General features: G+C 68.7%; 17 protein-coding genes and 5 pseudogenes. 11 read left to right on the top strand and 11 right to left on the bottom strand.

The window, feature by feature from the left end; translation table 11 throughout:
- Positions 1-542: 542 nt before the first annotated feature.
- From D7D52_RS36920 to D7D52_RS36910, 3 genes are all read right to left on the bottom strand, one after another.
- Entirely contained in the window at positions 543-2,027 is a 1,485-nt protein-coding gene (locus D7D52_RS36920) for a MutS-related protein (RefSeq protein ID WP_120743569.1), read from the bottom strand.
- A complete protein-coding gene (locus D7D52_RS36915) occupies positions 2,018-3,550 on the bottom strand; it encodes a MutS-related protein (RefSeq protein ID WP_162958846.1) in 1,533 nt (510 codons plus the stop codon). The genes D7D52_RS36920 and D7D52_RS36915 overlap by 10 nt, the downstream gene beginning before the upstream one ends.
- Positions 3,551-3,664: 114 nt before the next feature.
- A complete protein-coding gene (locus tag D7D52_RS36910) occupies positions 3,665-4,129 on the bottom strand; it encodes a DUF6194 family protein (RefSeq protein WP_120743567.1) in 465 nt (154 codons plus the stop codon).
- Between the two features lie 61 nt (positions 4,130-4,190).
- On the opposite strand from D7D52_RS36910, the gene D7D52_RS36905 reads away from it, so the two are divergent.
- A complete protein-coding gene (locus D7D52_RS36905; protein WP_222932752.1) occupies positions 4,191-4,934 on the top strand; it encodes a MerR family transcriptional regulator in 744 nt (247 codons plus the stop codon).
- A gap of 114 nt (positions 4,935-5,048) precedes the next feature.
- Here the strand turns inward: D7D52_RS36905 and D7D52_RS36900 are convergent, their stop codons facing one another.
- Positions 5,049-6,269 carry a serine hydrolase domain-containing protein gene (locus tag D7D52_RS36900; RefSeq protein WP_120743566.1) on the bottom strand — a complete coding sequence of 407 codons (1,221 nt, stop codon included), beginning with the start codon at positions 6,267-6,269 and terminating at the stop codon, positions 5,049-5,051.
- 87 nt (positions 6,270-6,356) lie between these two features.
- Between D7D52_RS36900 and D7D52_RS36895 the strand changes: the two genes are divergently transcribed.
- On the top strand, positions 6,357-8,381 hold the full coding sequence (locus D7D52_RS36895; RefSeq protein ID WP_425464595.1) for an ArnT family glycosyltransferase: 2,025 nt from the start codon (positions 6,357-6,359) through the stop codon (positions 8,379-8,381).
- Positions 8,382-8,440: 59 nt separating this feature from the next.
- Positions 8,441-9,670 (top strand): DNA polymerase IV, encoded by a 1,230-nt coding sequence (gene dinB, locus D7D52_RS36890; RefSeq protein ID WP_187703083.1) that lies wholly within the window; start codon positions 8,441-8,443, stop codon positions 9,668-9,670.
- A 59-nt stretch (positions 9,671-9,729) separates the two neighbouring features.
- Here the strand turns inward: dinB and D7D52_RS36885 are convergent, their stop codons facing one another.
- Positions 9,730-10,191, bottom strand: coding sequence for a MerR family transcriptional regulator (locus D7D52_RS36885; protein ID WP_162958845.1), 462 nt, complete (start codon positions 10,189-10,191; stop codon positions 9,730-9,732).
- A 35-nt stretch (positions 10,192-10,226) separates the two neighbouring features.
- Here D7D52_RS36885 and D7D52_RS36880 point away from each other — a divergent pair, with 35 nt between their 5' ends.
- Positions 10,227-11,024: a HugZ family pyridoxamine 5'-phosphate oxidase gene (locus D7D52_RS36880; protein WP_120743565.1), complete on the top strand. Its 798-nt coding sequence runs from the start codon at positions 10,227-10,229 to the stop codon at positions 11,022-11,024.
- Between the two features lie 7 nt (positions 11,025-11,031).
- Here the strand turns inward: D7D52_RS36880 and D7D52_RS36875 are convergent, their stop codons facing one another.
- Positions 11,032-11,889, bottom strand: a complete 858-nt coding sequence (locus D7D52_RS36875) for a class II glutamine amidotransferase (protein WP_120743564.1) — start codon at positions 11,887-11,889, stop codon at positions 11,032-11,034.
- 75 nt (positions 11,890-11,964) lie between these two features.
- Between D7D52_RS36875 and D7D52_RS36870 the strand changes: the two genes are divergently transcribed.
- From D7D52_RS36870 to D7D52_RS40530, 3 genes and pseudogenes are all read left to right on the top strand, one after another.
- Positions 11,965-12,195, top strand: a complete 231-nt coding sequence (locus D7D52_RS36870; protein WP_120743563.1) for a hypothetical protein — start codon at positions 11,965-11,967, stop codon at positions 12,193-12,195.
- 374 nt (positions 12,196-12,569) lie between these two features.
- Positions 12,570-12,641 (top strand): annotated as a pseudogene (locus D7D52_RS40535) (TniB family NTP-binding protein); the annotation flags it as partial.
- Positions 12,642-12,693: 52 nt separating this feature from the next.
- Positions 12,694-12,894: pseudogene (locus D7D52_RS40530) on the top strand (TniB family NTP-binding protein); the annotation flags it as partial.
- A 29-nt stretch (positions 12,895-12,923) separates the two neighbouring features.
- Here the strand turns inward: D7D52_RS40530 and D7D52_RS38900 are convergent.
- Both D7D52_RS38900 and D7D52_RS40230 read right to left on the bottom strand, forming a co-directional pair.
- Positions 12,924-12,986, bottom strand: a pseudogene (locus D7D52_RS38900) (ferredoxin); the annotation flags it as partial.
- 80 nt (positions 12,987-13,066) lie between these two features.
- Positions 13,067-13,222, bottom strand: a pseudogene (locus D7D52_RS40230) (pyridine nucleotide-disulfide oxidoreductase); the annotation flags it as partial.
- Here D7D52_RS40230 and D7D52_RS36855 point away from each other — a divergent pair.
- The 4 genes and pseudogenes from D7D52_RS36855 to D7D52_RS36840 form a co-directional block, all read left to right on the top strand.
- A pseudogene (locus tag D7D52_RS36855) lies at positions 13,220-13,312 on the top strand (IS5/IS1182 family transposase); the annotation flags it as partial. The pseudogenes D7D52_RS40230 and D7D52_RS36855 sit on opposite strands and share 3 nt — an antisense overlap.
- Positions 13,313-13,818: 506 nt before the next feature.
- Entirely contained in the window at positions 13,819-14,715 is an 897-nt protein-coding gene (locus D7D52_RS36850) for a cutinase family protein (RefSeq protein ID WP_246023543.1), read from the top strand.
- Positions 14,716-14,859: 144 nt separating this feature from the next.
- On the top strand, positions 14,860-15,102 hold the full coding sequence (locus D7D52_RS36845) for a hypothetical protein (protein ID WP_120743562.1): 243 nt from the start codon (positions 14,860-14,862) through the stop codon (positions 15,100-15,102).
- Between the two features lie 107 nt (positions 15,103-15,209).
- Positions 15,210-15,833, top strand: coding sequence for a hypothetical protein (locus D7D52_RS36840; RefSeq protein WP_120743561.1), 624 nt, complete (start codon positions 15,210-15,212; stop codon positions 15,831-15,833).
- Positions 15,834-15,899: 66 nt separating this feature from the next.
- On the opposite strand, the gene D7D52_RS36835 is transcribed toward D7D52_RS36840, so the two are convergent.
- The 3 genes from D7D52_RS36835 to D7D52_RS36825 all read right to left on the bottom strand — a co-directional run bounded on the left by D7D52_RS36835 (position 15,900) and on the right by D7D52_RS36825 (position 19,242).
- Complete coding sequence (locus tag D7D52_RS36835) at positions 15,900-17,360, bottom strand: glyceraldehyde-3-phosphate dehydrogenase (RefSeq protein ID WP_120743560.1); 1,461 nt, start codon at positions 17,358-17,360, stop codon at positions 15,900-15,902.
- Between the two features lie 147 nt (positions 17,361-17,507).
- Positions 17,508-17,750, bottom strand: coding sequence for a hypothetical protein (locus tag D7D52_RS36830; protein ID WP_120743559.1), 243 nt, complete (start codon positions 17,748-17,750; stop codon positions 17,508-17,510).
- A 127-nt stretch (positions 17,751-17,877) separates the two neighbouring features.
- Positions 17,878-19,242, bottom strand: coding sequence for an ABC1 kinase family protein (locus D7D52_RS36825; protein WP_120743558.1), 1,365 nt, complete (start codon positions 19,240-19,242; stop codon positions 17,878-17,880).
- Positions 19,243-19,296: the final 54 nt, after the last annotated feature.

Raw genomic sequence — 19,296 nt, 5'->3', positions numbered from 1 at the left:
GCGATTCACGCCCTCCAAATCCGCGAACTCGAAGCCGATCGAGGATGAAAAAGGCTCAGTGCGATAGCCATGCATTTCCCCCCGATGAAGTAATCGAGCAGCACCTTACAGAAGGGCGCGCCGACGCGCTTGCATGGCATGCTGCGCGACGGAACGGCACGAGTTCCTGGACCTCATGCGCCGTCAGCAAGCATCCATCGCCGGCCTTGCGGTCCCAAGTGAGAAGGCTGATGCCGTCGGTGCCGCAGCCGTCGCAGAGCAGGAGTGCGCCGTCGAGGTACCAGCTGCCGCGGGAGATGGGGCAGTTCCCCGGCTGGTAGGGCCATTCGACGCCGGGGAGGTGGGCTTGGCCGACCTGGACGGGGTGACCGAAGGCGATGTCGCGAACGGTGACGGTGCTTCAATGGCAGCCGAGAGGGCTGAGGGGGTAGAACATTCGCCCGGAATCCGGCGGTAAGCCCTGGGGATATGAGATCAGCGCAGGCGTTCGACTCGGTGAATTATCTGCGGTAGCGACGTAAGCGCCGGATCTCGCGCGGTTACTACCGGGACCCCCAATCGCGCGGGGGGCGGCCGAAGATTTGGTGGAAGACGTCGGCGGCGTGGCTGGTGGGGTCGGGTGGGGCGGGGGTGAAGTGGAAGGTGCGGGTGCCGTCGGGGTGGGGGCGGGCGCGGAGGAAGAGGTCGGTGGGGTGGGCGGATCGGTGGCGTTGGTGGGCGAATTCGTAGAGGTGGGTGACGAAGACGATGGCGATGCCGGTGGAGAGGAGGGCGGAGAGGATGGGGACGGCGATGCGGGTGGCGTCGGATTCGCTTGTGGAGGAAAACGATTCGTTGCACAGCAGCAGGGAGTTGGGGGTGAGGCGGTCGACGATGCGGCTCATGCGGGACAGTTCGTCGACCAGTTTGCCGTGGGACAGGCCGCGGTCCTCCTCGGCGACGAAATGCGTGAACACCCCCGCGCGGACATCGGCTTCGAAGCTGTCGGCCAGGACGGGCATGCCCGCCTGCATCATCAGTTGCGCGGCGCCGAGACTGCGCAGCAGGGTGGACTTTCCGCCGCTGTTGGCGCCGGTCACCACGATCAGCGTGCGGCCGACGGCATCGATGTCGTTGCCGATCACGGGCATCTGGGAAGTCAGGGCGAGGGTGACGTCGCGCAACCCGGTGCAGCGCAGTCGCGGGGTACCGGCCGGGTGCGGGGTCGGCAGGCACACGGGCAGTCCGGCGGCGCGGAATCGGTCCTGCAGGGCGAGACAGCCGAGGTAGAAGGCGAGTTCGCCGCGCAAGTGCCGGAAGAAGTCCTGCACGTGGTCGGCCGCGTCCTGGACGACATCGGCGATGACGGACACGGCACGATCGCGCAGGCGCGCGACGGGGTCGAATTCGGGGTCGGGCTCGTCGGTGACGCGGAATGCGCGACCGGTGCGCCGGTCGAAGCCGAACCGGCGGCGGCGCAGCGGCGCGTGCAGCACGATATCGCTGACGGTGTTGCCCGCGCCCAGCCCGGCGCTGAGATGCACGCCGTAGTCGAAATCCATTGCGGCCAACTGTGCTTCGAGGTCATCCAGGTAGCCGTCGTCGAGGTCGGTGGCGACGACTCTCATCAACGCGGTGAAGCCGGGCGCGCGGAAATGGTGACCGTCGCTGTCACAGACGGCACGCAGTTGCCGCAGACACGAGATCAATTCGGTGAGCGGCTCCAACGCGAGCAACAATCTGCCGCCCGCCCGGTGCGCGGGGCCGACCTTGCGGCGTTTCACCTCGGTGGCGAGCGCCGCGATCCGATACAGCTCGCGCACGACGGCAGGATGGGCGCGGCAGTCGGCCAGGACGGCATGCCGATAGCGGATCACCTCCGGATCCGTGGTCGGCGCCATCAGCGCCGCGCGGATCGCCCCGCGGACGAACGGGTCCGCGGCGGCCGCCTCGCACAGTGTCGCGAGTCCGAGGTCGTCGAAGGTGTTGTCGCCGTTGCTGGTCGAGCGCTCCGGACGGTCCGGCGGATGGAGAAGACTTACTCGCATGCGGCGATCCTCGCGGTCACGAGGTCGTAGCTGAGGCCGAAGCGTTCGGCGAGCACCACCGCGTGCGCATTGCCGTCGGCGGGGCGGCGCTCGATGCGGAAGGTGCGACGGGCAGGATCGTCGGGGTCGGTGGCGGCGACCATGCTCACCGCAGCCGGACCGGTGCGGGCCAGCTCGTCGAGGAAGCTCACCCACACCGCGATCGCACCCCGGGCCACGATCTGCGCGAGCACATCACGACCGATACGCACGGCGTCGGCGCTGCTGGTGGAGCTGAGACTCTCGTTGAGGATGATCACGCTGTCGGCGGTCGCCGCGGCCAAAGTCTCCCGGATGCGCAGCAACTCCTCACCGAGGCGGCCATCGGGATCGGTTGCCTGCTCGGCACGTTCGAAGTGGGTGAACACGCGGTCCGCCAGCGGCAGGCAGGCATGACGGGCCGGAACGGGGCAGCCGAGCGCGGTGAAATAGACCAACTGGCCGAACGCACGGGCGAAGGTCGTCTTGCCGCCCTGATTGGGACCGGTCACCACCAGCACCCGTTCGGGGCCCGACAGTCGCAAGTCATTGCACACCACCTCGGTGTCGGTAGGTCGGCGGCGGGTCAGCAGTGCGAGATCGAATGCGTCCTCGGCGTGCACAGGCGTATCCCCGGACGCCAACTGCGGCAGGCACATTGCCCGTGTCGTGCCGCTCGCGTGGGCTACGAAGTCGAGATAGGTCAGATAGAACTGGATCTCGCGATCGAACTCCGCCACTGCCTCGTCCACGAAATGCTCGTGCGCGCGGGCGAATTCGGTGAGCTGCTGGAAGGCGCGCGGATGCACCATGGCGACGTGATCGAGGATCTGCTCCTCCATGTGGTTGATGTCGTCCCATTCCGACCGCGGCCGTGGCGGGCGCGGGGCACCGACGCCGAAGCGCGCGAACAGATTCGCGATGGTCACGCTGTAATCCGGGATTGTCTCAGCGGGCCCGACCTCGAGGGTGCGGTCGACGATCCGCAGGCTGTAGCGCACCCCGCTCAGCGCTTGCTGCGTCCGTCGAACCGCGGCGGTCAGATCCGCGAAACCGGAAGCGTCGATATAGCCCGCGAGAAACTCGCGCCATTGGTTCAGTGCGCGAGAAGTCAAGGGCAGCACGGCCAATGCTTCCGCGAACCGTCTGACGGCGTCGACGTACTCCGTGGCAGCGCTGAGCTGCCACCAGGACCGCTGATGCTCGTGCTGCACACGATCACGGGCGTCGATCCGGCGGCGCATCGTGCGCATCCCCCTCGCGAATGTGTCGCAAGCCTTCCGGACAGCGTCATCCCCCAGGTCGGCGAAAACCTCCTGCCGGTAGCGCACCGTCGCCGCGTGCCGAACCGGCGTGGCGAACCAGCAGCGCAGCCGATATTCGTCGGCCCCGAGGATAGCGGTCAGGATCGGCTCGATCTCGAGATCGACCATCGCGGCCGCATCGATGATCAGCTGATCGGCCGGCACCGCAGTGTCCGGCCACAGCACGCTCGGACCCGACATATCGAACGCCTCCCCTCGCACCGGCCGTCTCATCGCACGGTAGAGAAATACCTTACCGGCCGTCAAGCTATCGGCTCGGATCGTCGCTTGACCTGCGTGGAGTTGCCTTTCCAATCACCCGGATTGGCGATCGTAGGCGGCCCGGGCGCGCGCGTGCGCCGACACGAGAAGCCGCCTCACCGCGGCGTCGGTGCGCGCCCCCGGATTCACGACGGCAAGCCACGCGGCACCGGCGTAGACCGGGTGGGCGAGGAGGGTATCGCTCCTGCCGGCGTCGCCGCGGTGATCGGCGACCTCGCGCGGAGGGTGGCCGAGGTGTTCGGTGAAGGCTTCCCGCCCGGCGCTGATATTGAGCCGGAAGACGCCGGGGCGGTTGAGGTTCGAGGACGTGTCGTCGGGATTGTCCTTGGTGACGAGGGTGGCGAAGGGCTGGACGCGGGTGGGCACCTGACCGTCGGGCGCGTAGTAGAAGAACCGGTCGCCCCAGGCGATCTCGGGGAAGTCGCTACCGGGCCCGGGGGCGAGTGTCAGCACGCCGCCCAGGGATTCGATGAACTCGGTGATCTCGTCGATTTCCATTGTGTTCTATCGTGACCTTGAAGTGCTAGTGGAGACTTGACGCGTGAAATCAGGAGTTCAGGTGGTCGAAAGTCGAAACTCGGCCTCTCTGCGGACGGCCGCGGTGGCCGAACGGTCCGGCTACTCCGTGCAGCAGATCCGCAATCTCGAGCGCGACGGGGTGCTGCCGCCCGCGACCCGCACCGACACCGGCTACCGGCGCTATCGGGACACGCACGTCATCGCCGCGCGGGCCTATCGCGCGCTCGCGGCGGGGGTCGGCCCGGTGGCGGCCAAGCGCATCGTGCGCGCCGCCCACCACGACTCCCCCGCTACCATGCTCGCCCTGCTGGACGCGGCACACGCGCGCCTCGACGCCGAACGCCGGGACCTCGAGGCGACACGGACAGCGGTGCGGCACATCGGCTCCGAGCCGCTCGTGGAGGTGCGCGGTTCGGATTCGATGACGATCTCGCAGCTGGGCGAGGCCCTCGGCGTGCGCACCTCCACCCTGCGGCATTGGGACGCAATGGGACTGGTGACACCCGGCCGCACCGCGCTGCGCGGCGAGCGCGTCTACACCCCCGCCGACGTGCGCGACGCCCGCATCGTGCACCAGCTGCGCCGCGCCGGCTACGGCATTCCCGCGCTGCGGCTGCTGATGGGCGAGTTCGGTGCGACGCGCCGCTGGAACGAGGTGCTCGACCGCCTGACGGTCCGTGATGCCGACATCGAATCGCGGTCGCTGGCGTTGCTCGCGGGCGCGAGTGAGCTGCACGCACTACGCCGGGAACGGGCGAGTTGTCGGGTGGGCGCAGGGCGGTGAAGCCAGGCCGGGGTCGGGGATATTGCCGCCCGCCGCGATGGTGCGCACCGCTTGCAGCGCGCTAACCACCCGAATTCGCCAGGGCGGCAGGTCATCCGACGAGGTGTTCCCGGTCTAGCGCATGAGCTCCGAGATCTGGGCGACCAGTCGGGCCGGGCGGGCGGTGTCGGCTTGGGCCTTGCCGCTGGTGAGGATCGCGCCCGAGAGGGATCGGGCGCGGTCGGACCAGCCGTACTGGGTGGTCAGGCCGCTGCGGCCGAAGTGGGATTCGGTGTGGCGGCCGAACTTCGAACGGCGCGCGCCCAGTTCGTAGCCGCCGACGGAGACGCGGCCGGCGATGCCGGGCAGCCAGGGGGCGGGCCGGGTGGCGGCGGCGAGGGTTTCGGGGCCCATGATGCGCACGCCGTCGAGTTCGCCGCCGCGAGTGAGAATCTCGTAGAAACGCGAGAGTTCGAACGCGGTGGTGACGAGATTGCCGGAGGGCAGCTCGGCGGTGAGAAACGCGCGGACGGCGGTCGCGTCGGTGGGCCCGGACAGGCCGCCGCCGAGGGCGCGGCCCGCCACATGCCGCCAGATCGGGGATGGGCCGGGGCCCACCTTCACGCTGGGGACGACCGCGTCGACGTCCTCGGGACGGACGCCGAAGTTGTTCCAGCGGAACCCGAGTGGATCGAGGACCTGTTCACGCAGGTGCTCGCGCATGGATTTCCCGGTCGCGCGCCGCACCAGCAGGCGTTGGATCAGGCCGCCGGTCAGGGCGTGGTAGACGCGGAAGCGGCCGGGCGGCCAGCTCGGGACCAGATCGACCAGGCCGCGCACCGCCAGCTCCTCGTCGAGCACCAGATCCGCGCCGCGGTGCGGTGGCGTGATGAACGGGACCCCGGCCGAATGCGACAGCACATCGCCGAGGGTGATGCGGTCCTTGCCATGACTCGAGAACTCGGGGATGTAGGCGCACACCGGATCGGTCAACGCGAAGGCGCCCTGTTCGATGAGCATGAACATCAGCGCCGTGGAAACGCCCTTGGCGGTGGAGAATCCGCAGAACGGCGACTCCGGCGTGACCAGCTGCTTCGGTGCGTCGGGGCCGTCTTTGGGCGCGTTGCCCCAGCCGTAGCCGATGGCCCGGTTCATCACGACATGTCCACGTCGGCGCAGGCACACCTGAATCGCGGGCGTCGTGCCCAGGCGATACCACTCCTGCACCGACTGCCAGATCGCATCGATGTCCGCGCGGGTCACCCCGGCCGCACCCGGCTCGGCTTCGTCGCCGATCGTGGTCACCGCGTCGAGGTCGGGGTCGATGCGCACCAGCGCTGCCGTACCTGGGCTCATTCGACCAGCATAGGGAGGACGCGGTTCACAGCGAGTTCCCAGGCGGGAGCCAGGGTTCTCACCGCCTCGACCGCCAGACTCCCGGCGGTGACCGCGACCACTGCCGAGTTGGCCCCGTCCGAACCGACCGCTCCGCCGATCGACCGCGGCGACGCGCTACCGCCGGCCCGCCGCTGGGAGCGCCTGGCGCTGGCGCTGCTGCTGGTCGGCACCGCCGCCGCCTACCTGTGGAACATCACCGTCAATGCGATGGGCAACGGCTTCTATGCCGCGGCGGCCTGGTCCGGGTCGCAGAATTGGAAGGCGCTGTTGTTCGGGTCGCTGGATCCGGGCAACTTCATCACCGTCGACAAACCGCCTGTCTCGCAATGGGTGATGGGATTGTCGGGGCAGCTGTTCGGTTTCAGCAGCGCGAGCATGCTTGCACCGCAGGCAATCATGGCCGTCGGCGCGGTCGCGCTGATGTACGGCGCGGTGACGCGGGTGACGTGCAGCCGCGGAGCCGGGCTGCTGGCGGGTGTGGTGCTGGCGGTGACGCCGGTGGTGGCGTTGATGTTCCGGTTCAACAATCCGGACGCGGTGATGGTGTTGCTGATGACCGCGGCCGCCTACTGCACGGTGCGGGCGCTGCCGCGCGCGAGCCTGCGGTGGATCACGCTGGCCGGTGTCGCGCTCGGGTTCGCGTTCCTGGCCAAGATGCTCGAAGGTCTGATGGTGCTGCCCGCGCTGGGACTGGCGTATCTGATCGTCGCGCCGATCTCGCTGCGTCGGCGGCTGTTGCATTCGCTGGCGGCATTGGGCGCGTTGCTCGTCGCCTCGGGCTGGTATGTGGTGCTCACGATTCTGTGGCCCGCCGACTCGCGGCCGTATCTGGCGGGGTCCAAGGACAACACGTTCATGGATCTGGTGCTGGGCTACAACGGGTTCGCTCGCTACCTGGGCAAGAACCATATGGGCGGCAATTCCGGCAATCCGTTCGATCTGCCTGAGGGCTACCAGATCCCGGCCGATATCCGGCAGGGCGGGTTCGGGCCCGGCGGGTTCGGCAACGGCCCCGACCGGTTGTTCACCGGGGAGATCGGCTTCGAGATCTCGTGGCTGCTGCCCGCGGCGCTGGTCGCGTTCGTGCTGGTGCTGGTGTCGCGGGGGCGGCGGCCGCGCACCGATGTGATGCGCGGTGCGGCACTGGTGTTCGGGCTGTGGACGGTCATCGACGGGGCGTTGTTCGCGGGGATGAAATCCGGGATGCACGCCTACTACACGCTGGCCATCGCGCCCGCCATTGCCGCATGCTTCGCGCTGGGAGTGTTCGAGGCGTGGCGGCGACGGGCCGACGCGATCGGACGCATCGGCGGGGCCGCGCTGATTCTGGCCGCCGGGGTGTGGGGATTCGTGCTGCTGCACCGCAATTCCGAGTGGCAGGCCTGGCTGCGCTGGGTCGTCCTGGCCGCCGTCGTGGTGGCTGCCGTGGGCTTGCTGGCGCTGGCGTTGCCGCCCGCCGCGCGCCTCGACCGGCTGCGTGGGCGCGTGACCACTGTGCTGCTCGTGGTGGGTGTGCTTGCGGGCCTGGCCGGTTCGACCGCCTACGCCGCGGCGACCCTGCCGCAGTCGCACACCGGCGGCAGCCCGGTGGTGGGACCGGGCCGCCCGAAGAAGGCGAGCCCGGCCGACGACTTCCGCAAACAACTCGAACTGCTCTTCGGCGGTCAGGTGGATCCCCAACTGGTCGGCCTCCTGCAAGCCACCCACACCCGCTGGTCCGCCGCCATCGACCGCTCCTCCCCCGCCGCCGGCCTCGAATTGGCCAGCCGCACTTCCGTTCTGGCCATCGGCGGCTTCACCTCCGCCGACCCGGTCCCGACCCTGCCGCAATTCCAGGACCTGGTCCGCGACCACGAGATCTCCTACTACCTGGTCCCCGAGGTCAAGCTGCCCGACTCCTGGCGAGTCGACAAGACCCCCAAGGACCCCGCCGCCCCCGTCGATCCCGAGCAAGGCATCTGGCGTCCCGCGGGCAACAAGCAAATCCTCGACTGGGTCCGCGCCCACTACACCGCAACCCAGAAGTTCGGCGACATGACCGCCTACGACCTGACCGCCCCGCCGCACTGACCGAGTCGGGTGGCTGAACCGCGACCTCCCGGACAAGAGACCGACGGGTATGCGAACATATGTTCGTGTCCGGTTCTTCCGTGGGTATTGGTGACCGTCCTGAGCGGGCGGCTATCTTGCATGCCGACCTGGACTCCTTCTATGCCTCGGTGGAGCAGCGGGACGATCGGCGGTTGCGGGGGCGGCCGGTGCTGGTCGGCGGTGGGGTGGTGTTGGCGGCCAGTTACGAGGCGAAGGCGTTCGGGGTGCGGACGCCGATGAATGTGCGGCAGGCACTGGCGTTGTGCCCGAACGCGATTGTGGTGCCGCCGCGGATGGCGGCCTATTCGCAGGCCAGCAAGCAGGTGTTCGAGATCTTCCGCGACACCACGCCCGAGGTGGAGGGGATCTCGATCGACGAGGCGTTTCTGGACGTGGCGGGGTTGTGGCGGATCGCGGGGGCGCCGGTGGATATCGCGCACCGGTTGCGGGCGCGGGTGCGGGCGGAGGTCGGGTTGCCGATTTCCGTCGGGGTGGCGCGCACGAAGTTTCTGGCCAAGGTGGCCAGTGCGGTGTCGAAACCCGATGGGCTGCTGGAGGTTCCGCCGGAAAAGGAGCTGGAGTTTCTGCATCCGCTGCCGGTGGAGCGGCTGTGGGGAGTCGGGGAGGTGACCGCGCGGGAACTGCACGACCGGGGCATCACGCGGGTGGGGCAGCTGGCGGAGCTGGGCGAGGAGCCGTTGGCGGCGGTGGTGGGGCCGGCGGTCGGGCGGCATCTGCACGCGCTGTCGTGGGCGCGGGATCCGCGGCGCGTGGATACCGGGCGGCGGCGCAGATCGATCGGGGCACAGCGGGCATTGGGGCGGCGGCACCGCAGCGACGAGGAGATCGAAGCCTATCTGCACGGGCTGGCCGATCGGCTCGGGCATCGATTGCGGACGGCGCGGCGAGTGTGCCGAACGGTGGTGCTGCGCATGCGTTTCGATGATTTCGGGCGCGCGACCCGCTCGCATACGCTGCCCGAGGCCACCGACAGCGGGCAGGTCATTCTGCGGGCTGCGTGCACCCTGCTGGCGACGGCGCGTCCGGTGATTCACGAGCGCGGCGGGCTCACCCTGATCGGGCTGTCGCTCACCAATCTCGACAATGCCGACACCATGCAGCTGTCGCTGCCGCTCCAAGCGCGAGCGGAATCGACGCTCGATACCACCCTGGACGCGTTGCGCGACCGCTTCGGCGCGGGAACCGTCACGCGGGCAGCGCTTTTGCGGCGCGGCGAGGGAATCTCCGTACCGATCCTGCCCGACTGAACGCGCGCCCGGCCGCGCCGGCCCGCTCCCCGCGAATGCGCTGTCGAACGCCGGTAGCTTCAGCCGACCTCGCGGGTGGGCGCCCACAGCCGGTCGGCGTCACCGGCCCGCAACCGCCCCCGATAGACGTCGATCTTGTGGTCGATGAGCTGCAGATTCTGTTGCAGCTCAGCCAATTTCTCCAGCACCTCGGCGCGATGCGCCTCCATCAACGCCAGCCGCTCGCCCTCGTTGCCGTGACCGGCGGCGACCAGTTCGGCATAGCGCCGGATGGCCTTGATCGGCATTCCGGTGGCGCGCAGCCGGGTACAGACGGTGATCCACTCCAGATCCAGATGGTGGTAGCGGCGCCGGCCCGCGGCATTGCGGTCGATGGCGGTGACCACAAGTCCGGCGCGCTCGTAATAGCGCAGGGTGTGCACGCTGACTCCTGTGCGGCGCGCGGCTTCCGCGATGCTCAGACCGGCCGCGGGCAGGTCGTCGGCGTGCGTGGGCCGGTATTGCGTGGGGACTTCGAGCACACTCGAAATCCTAGCGCGCGGGTAACGTGTGGCTCATGGCTCTCGACCACGGCGACCCGGGCGACGCGCCCTCGACTCCCCCGCCGCTGACCCCGATCGCGATCACCACCCGCCCCACCCCCGCCGACGAGGCCAGAACGGTTGCGGCGGCGACGAATACCGCGACCCTGGCCACCCTCACCGCCGACGGCGGACCCTGGGCCAGCTTCGTCACCTACGGTCTCTTGGCGGGACAGCCGGTGCTGTGCGTGTCGCGGCTGGCCGAGCACGGGCGCAATCTGGCCGGCGATCCGCGGGCCAGCGTGTCCATCGTCGCCCCGGACCTGCCCTCGGATCCGCTGGCCGGCACCCGCCTGACCTTGGCGGGCGTCGCCGAACGACCCACCGGCGAGGAAGCCGTGGCGGCCCGCGAAGCCCATCTGGCCGCGGTGCCGTCGGCCAAGCATTACATCGATTTCAGCGACTTCACCGTGTGGGTGCTGCGGGTGCAGCGGGCCCGCTGGGTCGGCGGATACGGGCGCATGGATTCGGCCACCGCCGACGAATACGCCGCCGCCACCGCGGATCCGATCATCCCCTCGGCCGCGCGCGCCATCAGCCACCTCAACGACGATCACGCCGACGCGCTGCTGGACATGGCTCGCGCCCGCGGCGGCTACCCGGACGCGACCGGCGCGGTCTGCGAGCGGGCCGACCGCTACGGGCTCGACCTGCGGGTCAGCACGCCGCGCGGGGTGGCGGTGACGCGGATCGGGTATCTGGCCCCGATCGACTCGATCGCCGAATTGCGTGCGGCCACTGTTGATTTGACGCGGGCCGCACGGGAGGCGTGAGCGCTGTTCAGCGCGCGGTCTGGGAGGCGGCGGCGTTGGCGTCGAGCTGAGCGAGGGTCAGTTGATGGCGCGGCGGGGAATTTCGCACGATAGTCGAGCTGACATCCAGCTGCCCCGTCACATGCAGCAGTTCACCCGACGCCAGCAACCGCCAGCCCGGATCGCTGTCCATTCGCTCGCTGGCGATGACGACGGCGGGACGGTCGGCGAGAACGCCACTGTGGCTGCGGATTCCGGTTCCGGTGGAATGGTCGAGGCCATGCTCGCCGCCCGGCTCGCGTTCCAGGACGTAGAGCTCGTGGGTCTCGGGGTAGCGCAGCGCCCACAGTTCGGTGTCGGTGGTGAGGATCAGGTTGAGCGCGTAGATCGGCAGCCGGTCGGCGATCCAGCCGACCGCGTCCGCGATACCCGCCCCGACATCGCCGCCGTGGCGGTCGACGCGCTGGGTGACGAGGGCGAAGAAACGCTCGGAATCGGTGTCGCCGTGGACGAGTCGCCGATAGTCGCCGAGTTCGGATTCGAGTTCGTCGAGCCCGTGGATCACCCCGTTGTGCGCGAACAGCCGGCCGTGCTGCTCGAAGGGGTGGGTGTTGCGGTCGGTCAGCCCGCCGGTGGAGGCGAATCGCACGTGCGCGACGAAGGTCCGCGATTCCCGGTCGCGGGCCTCGTGTGCGAACAGCTTGTCCTCGTAGGCGGCGATCGGCTGTTTCTCCACCAGCGGCGAACCCGCGGCGGTGAAGGTGCCCAGCCCCACGCCGTCCGGTTCGCGGTGACTTTGCCGGGCCAGGCTGTCAGGAGCTTCCAACAGCCAGAAGGTGGCCCGCACCCGGTGCGGCGCGGCCGACAACCCGAACAATCGGCACATCGTTCCACCCTCTCGTCGGAGGCGAAGACACGCGGAGCACACGACAACACGTCGGCGCTGGGGGATGATGGGGCCATGTCGGACACGCCGTCGGTGCTCGAGCATCATCGTATGCCCGAGCATGACGCCATGCAGCTCTCGGGCACTGTGGAAGCGATGCTGTGGATCCATCGCAACTGCGTCGAGGGCGACGGCGACACCGAGCAGTGCTGTGCGCGGCGGCGGCAGCTGCTGGAATTGCGCACCCGCCACGGCTGGACCTGGCCGCTGCCCAAACCCGACGCCGCCTGGCGGCTGCAGCCGTGAACGGCGACGGAATGCCCTGCGCGGCTTCGGAGTTGCCGCGCGCGTGACGGGCCGCGCTCATGGCCGGCTCGCTGGTCGGACAGTCGCGCGCGAGCTGCCGCCACCAGAACCCCGCCGTGACACCGAGCGGCACAAGCGGATTCGATCCTCGGCCCGCACGGCGGCCGCACCTGAGCCACCGCCGCCCGACGCCACCGCAGTGGTCGCGCGGCCGTTCGAGGTGATCGAGCAATGGTGACCGGGGAACCCCTCGATTTGTCGCATCTGCTGCCGTCGGCGCAGCGGATCGCGATGCTGCCTGGTGCTGAGCGGGTGGCGCCTGTGCGGGCGATCGGTGGATCGGCTACACCCGCGCCACCGGGGCGCTGGCCCGGTTGGAGGAGTTGCTGGAGATGCCGAGTAAGCAGCGGATGCCGAACCTGCTGCTGATCGGGCCGACCAACAACGGCAAGTCGATGAACATCGAGAAGTTCCGCCGTGACCACCCCGCCATCTCGCATGATGACCGGGGAGGAGATTCCGGTGCTGGCGGTGCAGATGCCCTCGGATCCTTCGGTGGGCCGGTTCTATGTGGCGCTGCTGTCGGCGTTGGGTGCGCCGATTCGGCCGCGCGTACCTCGGCTGGCCGACCTCGAACAGCTGGTGCTGCGGCTGTGCCACGCCTGTGAGGTGCGGATGCTGGTGATCGACGAACTGCACAACGTGCTCAGCGGCCGGGGCGACCGACAGCATTCTTCCACGCAGGCCTTATCCTTGACGTCGACGCAGGGTTCAGCGATCACATAGGTCATGTGGTGGTTCCTTCGACGGGGGATCGGCTCTGCGGTAGGCGATCGAGCGACGGATCCTCGGGCTCCTAGACACGGCCAGATCAGTGTGGACTGGCGATCTTGTCGGGTTCGGATGCGGCCAGCATGTCCTCGCGCTCGACGACCTTGACCCGCTCGCGGCCCTGCGGCTCGCCCAGCGCGCGCTCGTGCGCGTCGAGGCGGTACCAGCCGGCCCAGGTGGTGAACGGGAGGCGTTGCGGCGAGTCAGCCTGTGCCCCTGGCGTATCGGTGCCATCGTCGCGGCTGCTCTGGTGTTGCTGCACCACGAATACCGCCGAACCACCTGACCACGACACGCCGCTACCCGGAAAGGCTCATTATCTGCCAGGTGAGCGACTTGGTGTCATAGGTGCCCATAATATTGAATCCGCGCCCGATTGCGGAGGCGCCGGGTATCAACGACATGGTGTGATCCTTCCGTTTTCGTCCCCACGGCAATGGTAGGGTTGACCCGCCGAAAGAAGTTGCACTCCAAAAGAATTAAGATACATACGATTCGCAACACAATTGCATCCCCACGTACGCCGGATTCGACGCGCGGGGCCTTCGCGTGTATTCGCCGCGAACGCGACATGAAATCTGTGCGCCCGCAACCGACCTCGGCCGCGAGCCGGGTTCATTAGATCCCGTTTGTCCGGCTCTCGGCGTTTCCTCGTCCACTAGTCGCCGGACCAACCAGTTCCTTTGGTATGTTCGCGCGGAACGAATCATCGCGGTGTGAAGAAAGTCGACCGAACGATCCGAACAAGGGGTGTGGACCTTGTCTTTTCGAACAGTGCGATCCTTCCGACCGGTGGGCGGCGCCCTCGCGGCCGTCGTCGCCGCCGGGATTCTCACGGCCGTCGGCGCACCGCGCGCCACCGCCGCCCCCGACTGCCCCGGCCTCGATGTCATCGCGGTCCCCGGCACCTGGGAAACCTCCAAGGACGATCCGAAGCAGGGCATGCTCGCCCAGGTCACCCGCGGCCTGCCCGGCACCGTCCGCACCGATTACGTCGCCTATCCCGCGACCGCCTTCCCCTGGGACGGGGAAGTCTACGGCCGCTCCAAACACGACGCCGTCACCGCCGCCCGCGACCTGATCCAGTCCATGGCCGCCCGCTGTGCCGCAACGCGTTTCGCCCTCATCGGCTACAGCCAGGGCGCGGACGCGGCCGGTGACCTCGCCGCCGAGATCGGCACCGGACTGGGCGTGGTCCCGCCCGACCGGGTGGCCGCGGTCGGCCTGGTCTCGGATCCGCGCCGCTCCCCCGCCGACGCCATCGTCGGCCCGCAGGTTCCCGGCGCCGGCGCGGGTGGCGCTCGCGCGGGCGGCTTCGGCTGGCTCACCCCGAAGGTCCGGACCTTCTGCGCCGCGGGCGATCTGTACTGCTCGGTGCCCACCGACGATCTGGCGGGCCGCTCGGCCGGGCTGCTCACCCAGCTCACCGCGCAGGATCCGCTGCAGGTCCCCAGCTATCTGCTGACCTTCCAGTCCATCCTCGGCGAAGCCCTCATGCCCGGCTGGTCAGCCATCCTGTCCGCGCCCGCGGACAACCCCGCGAGCGAGCAATGGCTGCACCAGGTCCAGGAGTTCCTGGCCTCCGGCGTCCACCAGTCGTATCCCGGCTATGTCGTCGACGCCAACGGCACCACCGCCACCGCGTGGCTTCGCAACTGGCTCTCCGACGCCGCCACCGAAACTCCCTGACCCGCACCGGGTTCGGATGTTCCTGCTACTCCGCACCCGATCTGGCGACTCCGGCCGCTGCACTGAGGGCGTTTGTCCCTTAGCGCAGCGGTTTTCGGCGATTAGCGTCGGGTGAGTCAGCCAATCCGTGGCAGAGGAGTCGCAATGCCGGAAACCACCAAGGTTCTCAGCCCGAATCAGCAGGTGGCCTTCGCGATGATCAATACCGTCCTCTTTCTGGGCGGACTGGTCGTCCTGGCCGTCCTGGACCCGCGCGATCAGCGCTTCCTGCTGACCGCTCTGATCGTGGCCACGATCCTGTCGGCCGTGAACCTGACCAAGTGGCGGATGAAGACCACCTCCACCGCTCACCTGCGTTATCCGGCGGGCAGACTGGCCGATCAGTAGGCCCGAAAAATCTGGAACACGTTCCTTTTAAAACCCCCCGATCGGCGTCCGTCTCGGGGTACGTTCCTGCCCGTGTCCGTCAGCGGACCGGAAGGAATGGAAAGACTGTGTTCATCATCCCAGCGCTCGGCGTCGTCCTGCTGGTCGCCGGCCTCGTTCTGCGGGCACGCGCGAAGACGACCCCCACCCTGGCCAAGCTGCCCGCCAACACCGGTGTCGTCGTCGCCGTCGCGGGCGTCCTGGTGCTGGCGCTCGGCCTGCTCGCCACCATCACCCGCGCCACCACCACGGCCACCCACGACCCCGAACTGGCCGTCGGCAACTGCGTGACCGCCACCGACTATCGCGGCGCGCAGATCGGCAAGATCCGCCCCACCGCCTGCGAGGACAAGGCCGCCGTCTACGAGCTGGCCGCCGCCGTCACCAACGGCGCCACCTGCCCGGACGGAAAGCTCGAGGACGCCGCCTATTTCGTGCTGACCGACGGCAACCACTCGCTGTGCTTCGCCCCCAATGTGAAGGTCGGCGACTGCTACAGCATGCAGGCCGACGTCAACCAGATCACCCCGATCGACTGCGCCGCCAAGAGCGCCGCGGGCGTCACCGTGCAGATCGGCGGCCGCTTCGACGGCACCACCGACACCGGCAAATGCCCCATTCCCGCCGGGGCGACGGTCACCCCGCAACCGGCCCGCGTGGTGTGCTGGCAGCCGGTCGGCACCCCCAGCTAGTACGGTTCGGGCCCCGGCAGCGACTGCTTCCGGGGCCCGATTCGGCTGTGCGACTTCGCCTGTCGGCTAGCCGGCCGCGACGAGCACGTCCTCGCCCAGCGCCGGATAGGTCGGGTACTCGATGCCCGAGATGTACTGCACCGTCCGCACCACCTGGCACGAGTAGCCGAACTCGTTGTCGTACCAGAGGTACAGGATCGCGGTGTCACCGTCGACGATGGTGGCGTTCGCGTCCACGATCGAGGCCGCCCGCGAGCCGATGAAATCGCTCGACACCACATCGGTGGCGGCGGTGAAATCGAGGTTGCGGCTCAGCGGCCCCGCCAGCGACATGCCGCGCAGGTACTCGAGCACCTCCTCGCGGGTGGTCTCGCGGCGCAGCTGCAGATTCAGGATGGCGACCGAGACATCCGGCGTGGGAACGCGAATCGAGCTGCCGGTGATCTTGGCCTGGAAGTCCGGCATGGCCTTCTTCACCGCGGACTGCGCGCCCGTCTCGGTGAGCACCAGGTTGAACGGCGCGGAGCGACCCCGGCGATCGGACTTGTGGTAGTTGTCCAGCAGGTTCTGGTCGTTGGTGAACGAGTGCACCGTCTCCACGTGCCCGCGCACGATGCCGAACTCGTCCTCCATCGCCTTGAGCGGCGGCACGATCGCATTGGTGGTGCAGGACGCGCACGAGAAGATCTGCTGTGACAGATCCAGCTCGCGGTGGTTGACGCCGTGCACGATGTTGGGCACGTCACCCTTACCGGGCGCGGTCAGCACCACCTTCGCGATGCCGGGCCGCAGATGCTTCTCCAGGCCCGCGCGGTCGCGCCACTTGCCGGTGTTGTCGATCAGGATCGCGTCGTGGATGTTGTAGTCGGTGTAATCGATGGCGGCCGGGTCGTCGCTGTAGATGAAGCGAATCACGTTGCCGTTGGCGATGATCGCGGAATTCTCGGCGTCGACCTTGATGGTGCCGTTGAACTGCCCGTGCACCGAATCGCGGCGCAGCAGCGAGGCGCGCTTGACCAGATCCTCGGCGCCGCCCTTGCGCACCACCACGGCCCGCAGGTGCAGACCGTTGCCGGAGCCGACCTTCTCGATGAGCAGCCGGGCCACCAGCCGGCCGATGCGGCCGAAGCCGTAGAGCACCACATCGCGGGGCCCCTGCGCCTGCGCCTTGTTGCCGCCGGTGATGTCGGCCAGCACGTCGGCGGTGAACTCGGGGACCGACAGCCCGCGCTCGTCGGCGCGGTAGGCCATCACCAGGCGGCCGAGATCGATCTTGCTCGGGCCCAGGTCCAGCCCGTTCAGGGCCTCGAGGAACGGCAGCGTCTCGTCGATCGACAGCTCCTCCCCCGCGATCTGCCGCGCGAACCGGTGGGTCCGCAGAATGCTGATCACCGATTTGTTCACCAGCGACCGGCTGTGCAGCAGAATCGTCACCCCCTTGTCGCGGTAGAGCTTTCCGATAATCGGAATCATCGCCTCTGCCGCGGCCTCGTGGGCATTCCAGCGGTCAAGATGGTCGGTAGTCAACGCATGTCCTCGGGGTCTGGCCGATCCGTACGGGACACGATGCTAGCCAGCGCCGGAGTATCACAATCCCCGGCTACCCGCATGTGAGATCCAGGTCGCTCGCGACGTGGTGACGGTCGCTGCGAGGACGACCGCCACCGCGCGCCGCTAGTGCGCGGACAGACTGCTGAGCACGCCCTGGAGGTAACCGCCGCTGAAGGCGCTGCCGAGCCCGGCGGCCGCGCTGCCGGCGTCCACGGATCCGGAGCCGATGGCATTGCCGAGGTCTCCGGCCGAGCCGGGGCTGATGATGTCGACGTCGGTGAGCGGAAGGCCGTCCGCCGCGGCCGTTCCCATGCCGGCGCCCAGGAGCGCGCAGGCGGCGAATCCCACGAGAATGGTTCGTTTCATAAAGCTGTCCTCTAATCCGGATGCCGGAGCGGGTTCAGCCCCACTCCGCGGGCCAGAGCATATGAAACATTCCTAATTCAGATGAGGGTTTCCGCGCGTTTGACGGCAAGGACACACCGGCGGCGGATCAGGTGGCGGTGTCGGCGAGATCCCGGCGCGCCTCGTAGCGATCGACCACCTCGGCCAATTCCGGCCACCCGTCGAGGAATTGGTCGCGGATGCCCTCGGTGCCCAGCTGGCACAGCACCCCGAGCGCGGTCACCGCGGCTCGCGCCAGGGTGGTGAGCTCGGGCGGCAGGGTCATGTCACGAAAGACATTGGACAGCCGGATCCGGGTGATCACCGTGACCTGCTCGCGCATCCAGTCGGTGGTGAGCCGGAAATCCTTCTGCAACAACACATCCAGGAATGGCGAGACGATACGGACCAGCTCGTCGATATCGAATTCCTGTCCGGGACGGACGAATCCGTGCGCGCGCAGCGCCGCCTCGAAGTCACCCGGGGTGCCGTTGTAGAGCGCGTCACCGAGTTCGGAGACGATGCGGCGCAACGACGGCGGCATCGGCGCGCACGCCCCGAAGTCGACCACGCCGACCCGGCCGTCGTCGAGCAGCAGGAAATTTCCGGGATGCACGTCGGTGTAGAGGACCCCGCAGCGCAGCTTCGCGGACTCCATGAATTCGAGGATGGCCAGGCCGGCGCGGCTGCGTTCGCGCGCGGAGCCGTGCGTCACCAGCGTCCCGAAACCGGTGCCCTCGAGCCAGTCGCTGATCAGCACCTCGTCGGCGCATTCGACGACCTCGGGCACCACGAATTCCGGATCCCCGGCGAACACCTCGGCGCAGGTGCGCTGATAGCGGGCCTCGCGCCGGTAGTCGAGTTCGTCGCCGACCATGGTGCACACCATGTCGACGATCGCCCGCACGTCCGCGCCGGGCATCACCGCGCCGATGACGCCCGAAAGTCCGCGCAGGGTGCGCAGATCCGCCTGCACCGCCTCCCGCGCGCCCGGGTACATCACCTTCACCGCGACCGGGCGGCCGTCGTGCCACACCGCCCGATGCACCTGGCCCAGCGACGCCGCCGCGGCCGGGCACTCCTCGAACTCGAGGAACAGCTCACGCCAGTGATCGCCGAAATTCGCGGCCATCACCTGGTGCACCAGGCCCGGCAGCATGGGCGGGACCGAATCCTGCAGCCGGCTCAGCGCGTCGCCGGCGACCTCGGCCAGTTCGGTCCAGTCGGGACCGACCGCCTCGAACGGGAGGATGGAGCGATACACCGCGCCCAGCTGGCCGAGCTTGGCCGCGCAGCCCTTCAGCTCGCCCAGGACCTCGAAAAGATGCTCGGCCGTGCGCAATCGGATATCGCGGTCGATCTCGGCGGCCGAGCGGCCCAGCAGTCTGCGGCCCCGGCCGGCCATCCGGCGGCCGGCGTACGCGACCGGCACCCCCGCCAGCTTCGCGTCCCGCGCAAGGCGATTGGTCGGCATCGACCGCCCGCCCGCCTGCGTCGCACCCGGAAATGGGATTACCCGCCCCACACC

Source organism: Nocardia yunnanensis (assembly GCF_003626895.1).
GTDB lineage: Bacteria > Actinomycetota > Actinomycetes > Mycobacteriales > Mycobacteriaceae > Nocardia > Nocardia yunnanensis.
The sequence above is the reverse complement of the archived record's forward strand: the minus strand, read 5'-3'. Positions and strand labels throughout refer to the sequence as shown.

Coding starts and splice junctions, on each gene's coding strand:
- D7D52_RS36910 (WP_120743567.1), bottom strand. CDS start 4,129: ATGGAAATCGACGAGATCACCGAGTTCATCGAATCCCTGGGCGGCGTG.
- D7D52_RS36825 (WP_120743558.1), bottom strand. CDS start 19,242: ATGCCGACCAATCGCCTTGCGCGGGACGCGAAGCTGGCGGGGGTGCCG.
- D7D52_RS36920 (WP_120743569.1), bottom strand. CDS start 2,027: ATGCGAGTAAGTCTTCTCCATCCGCCGGACCGTCCGGAGCGCTCGACC.
- D7D52_RS36880 (WP_120743565.1), top strand. CDS start 10,227: ATGGCTCTCGACCACGGCGACCCGGGCGACGCGCCCTCGACTCCCCCG.
- dinB (WP_187703083.1), top strand. CDS start 8,441: ATGTTCGTGTCCGGTTCTTCCGTGGGTATTGGTGACCGTCCTGAGCGG.
- D7D52_RS36900 (WP_120743566.1), bottom strand. CDS start 6,269: ATGAGCCCAGGTACGGCAGCGCTGGTGCGCATCGACCCCGACCTCGAC.
- D7D52_RS36830 (WP_120743559.1), bottom strand. CDS start 17,750: ATGAAACGAACCATTCTCGTGGGATTCGCCGCCTGCGCGCTCCTGGGC.
- D7D52_RS36915 (WP_162958846.1), bottom strand. CDS start 3,550: ATGTCGGGTCCGAGCGTGCTGTGGCCGGACACTGCGGTGCCGGCCGAT.
- D7D52_RS36875 (WP_120743564.1), bottom strand. CDS start 11,889: ATGTGCCGATTGTTCGGGTTGTCGGCCGCGCCGCACCGGGTGCGGGCC.
- D7D52_RS36845 (WP_120743562.1), top strand. CDS start 14,860: ATGCCGGAAACCACCAAGGTTCTCAGCCCGAATCAGCAGGTGGCCTTC.
- D7D52_RS36870 (WP_120743563.1), top strand. CDS start 11,965: ATGTCGGACACGCCGTCGGTGCTCGAGCATCATCGTATGCCCGAGCAT.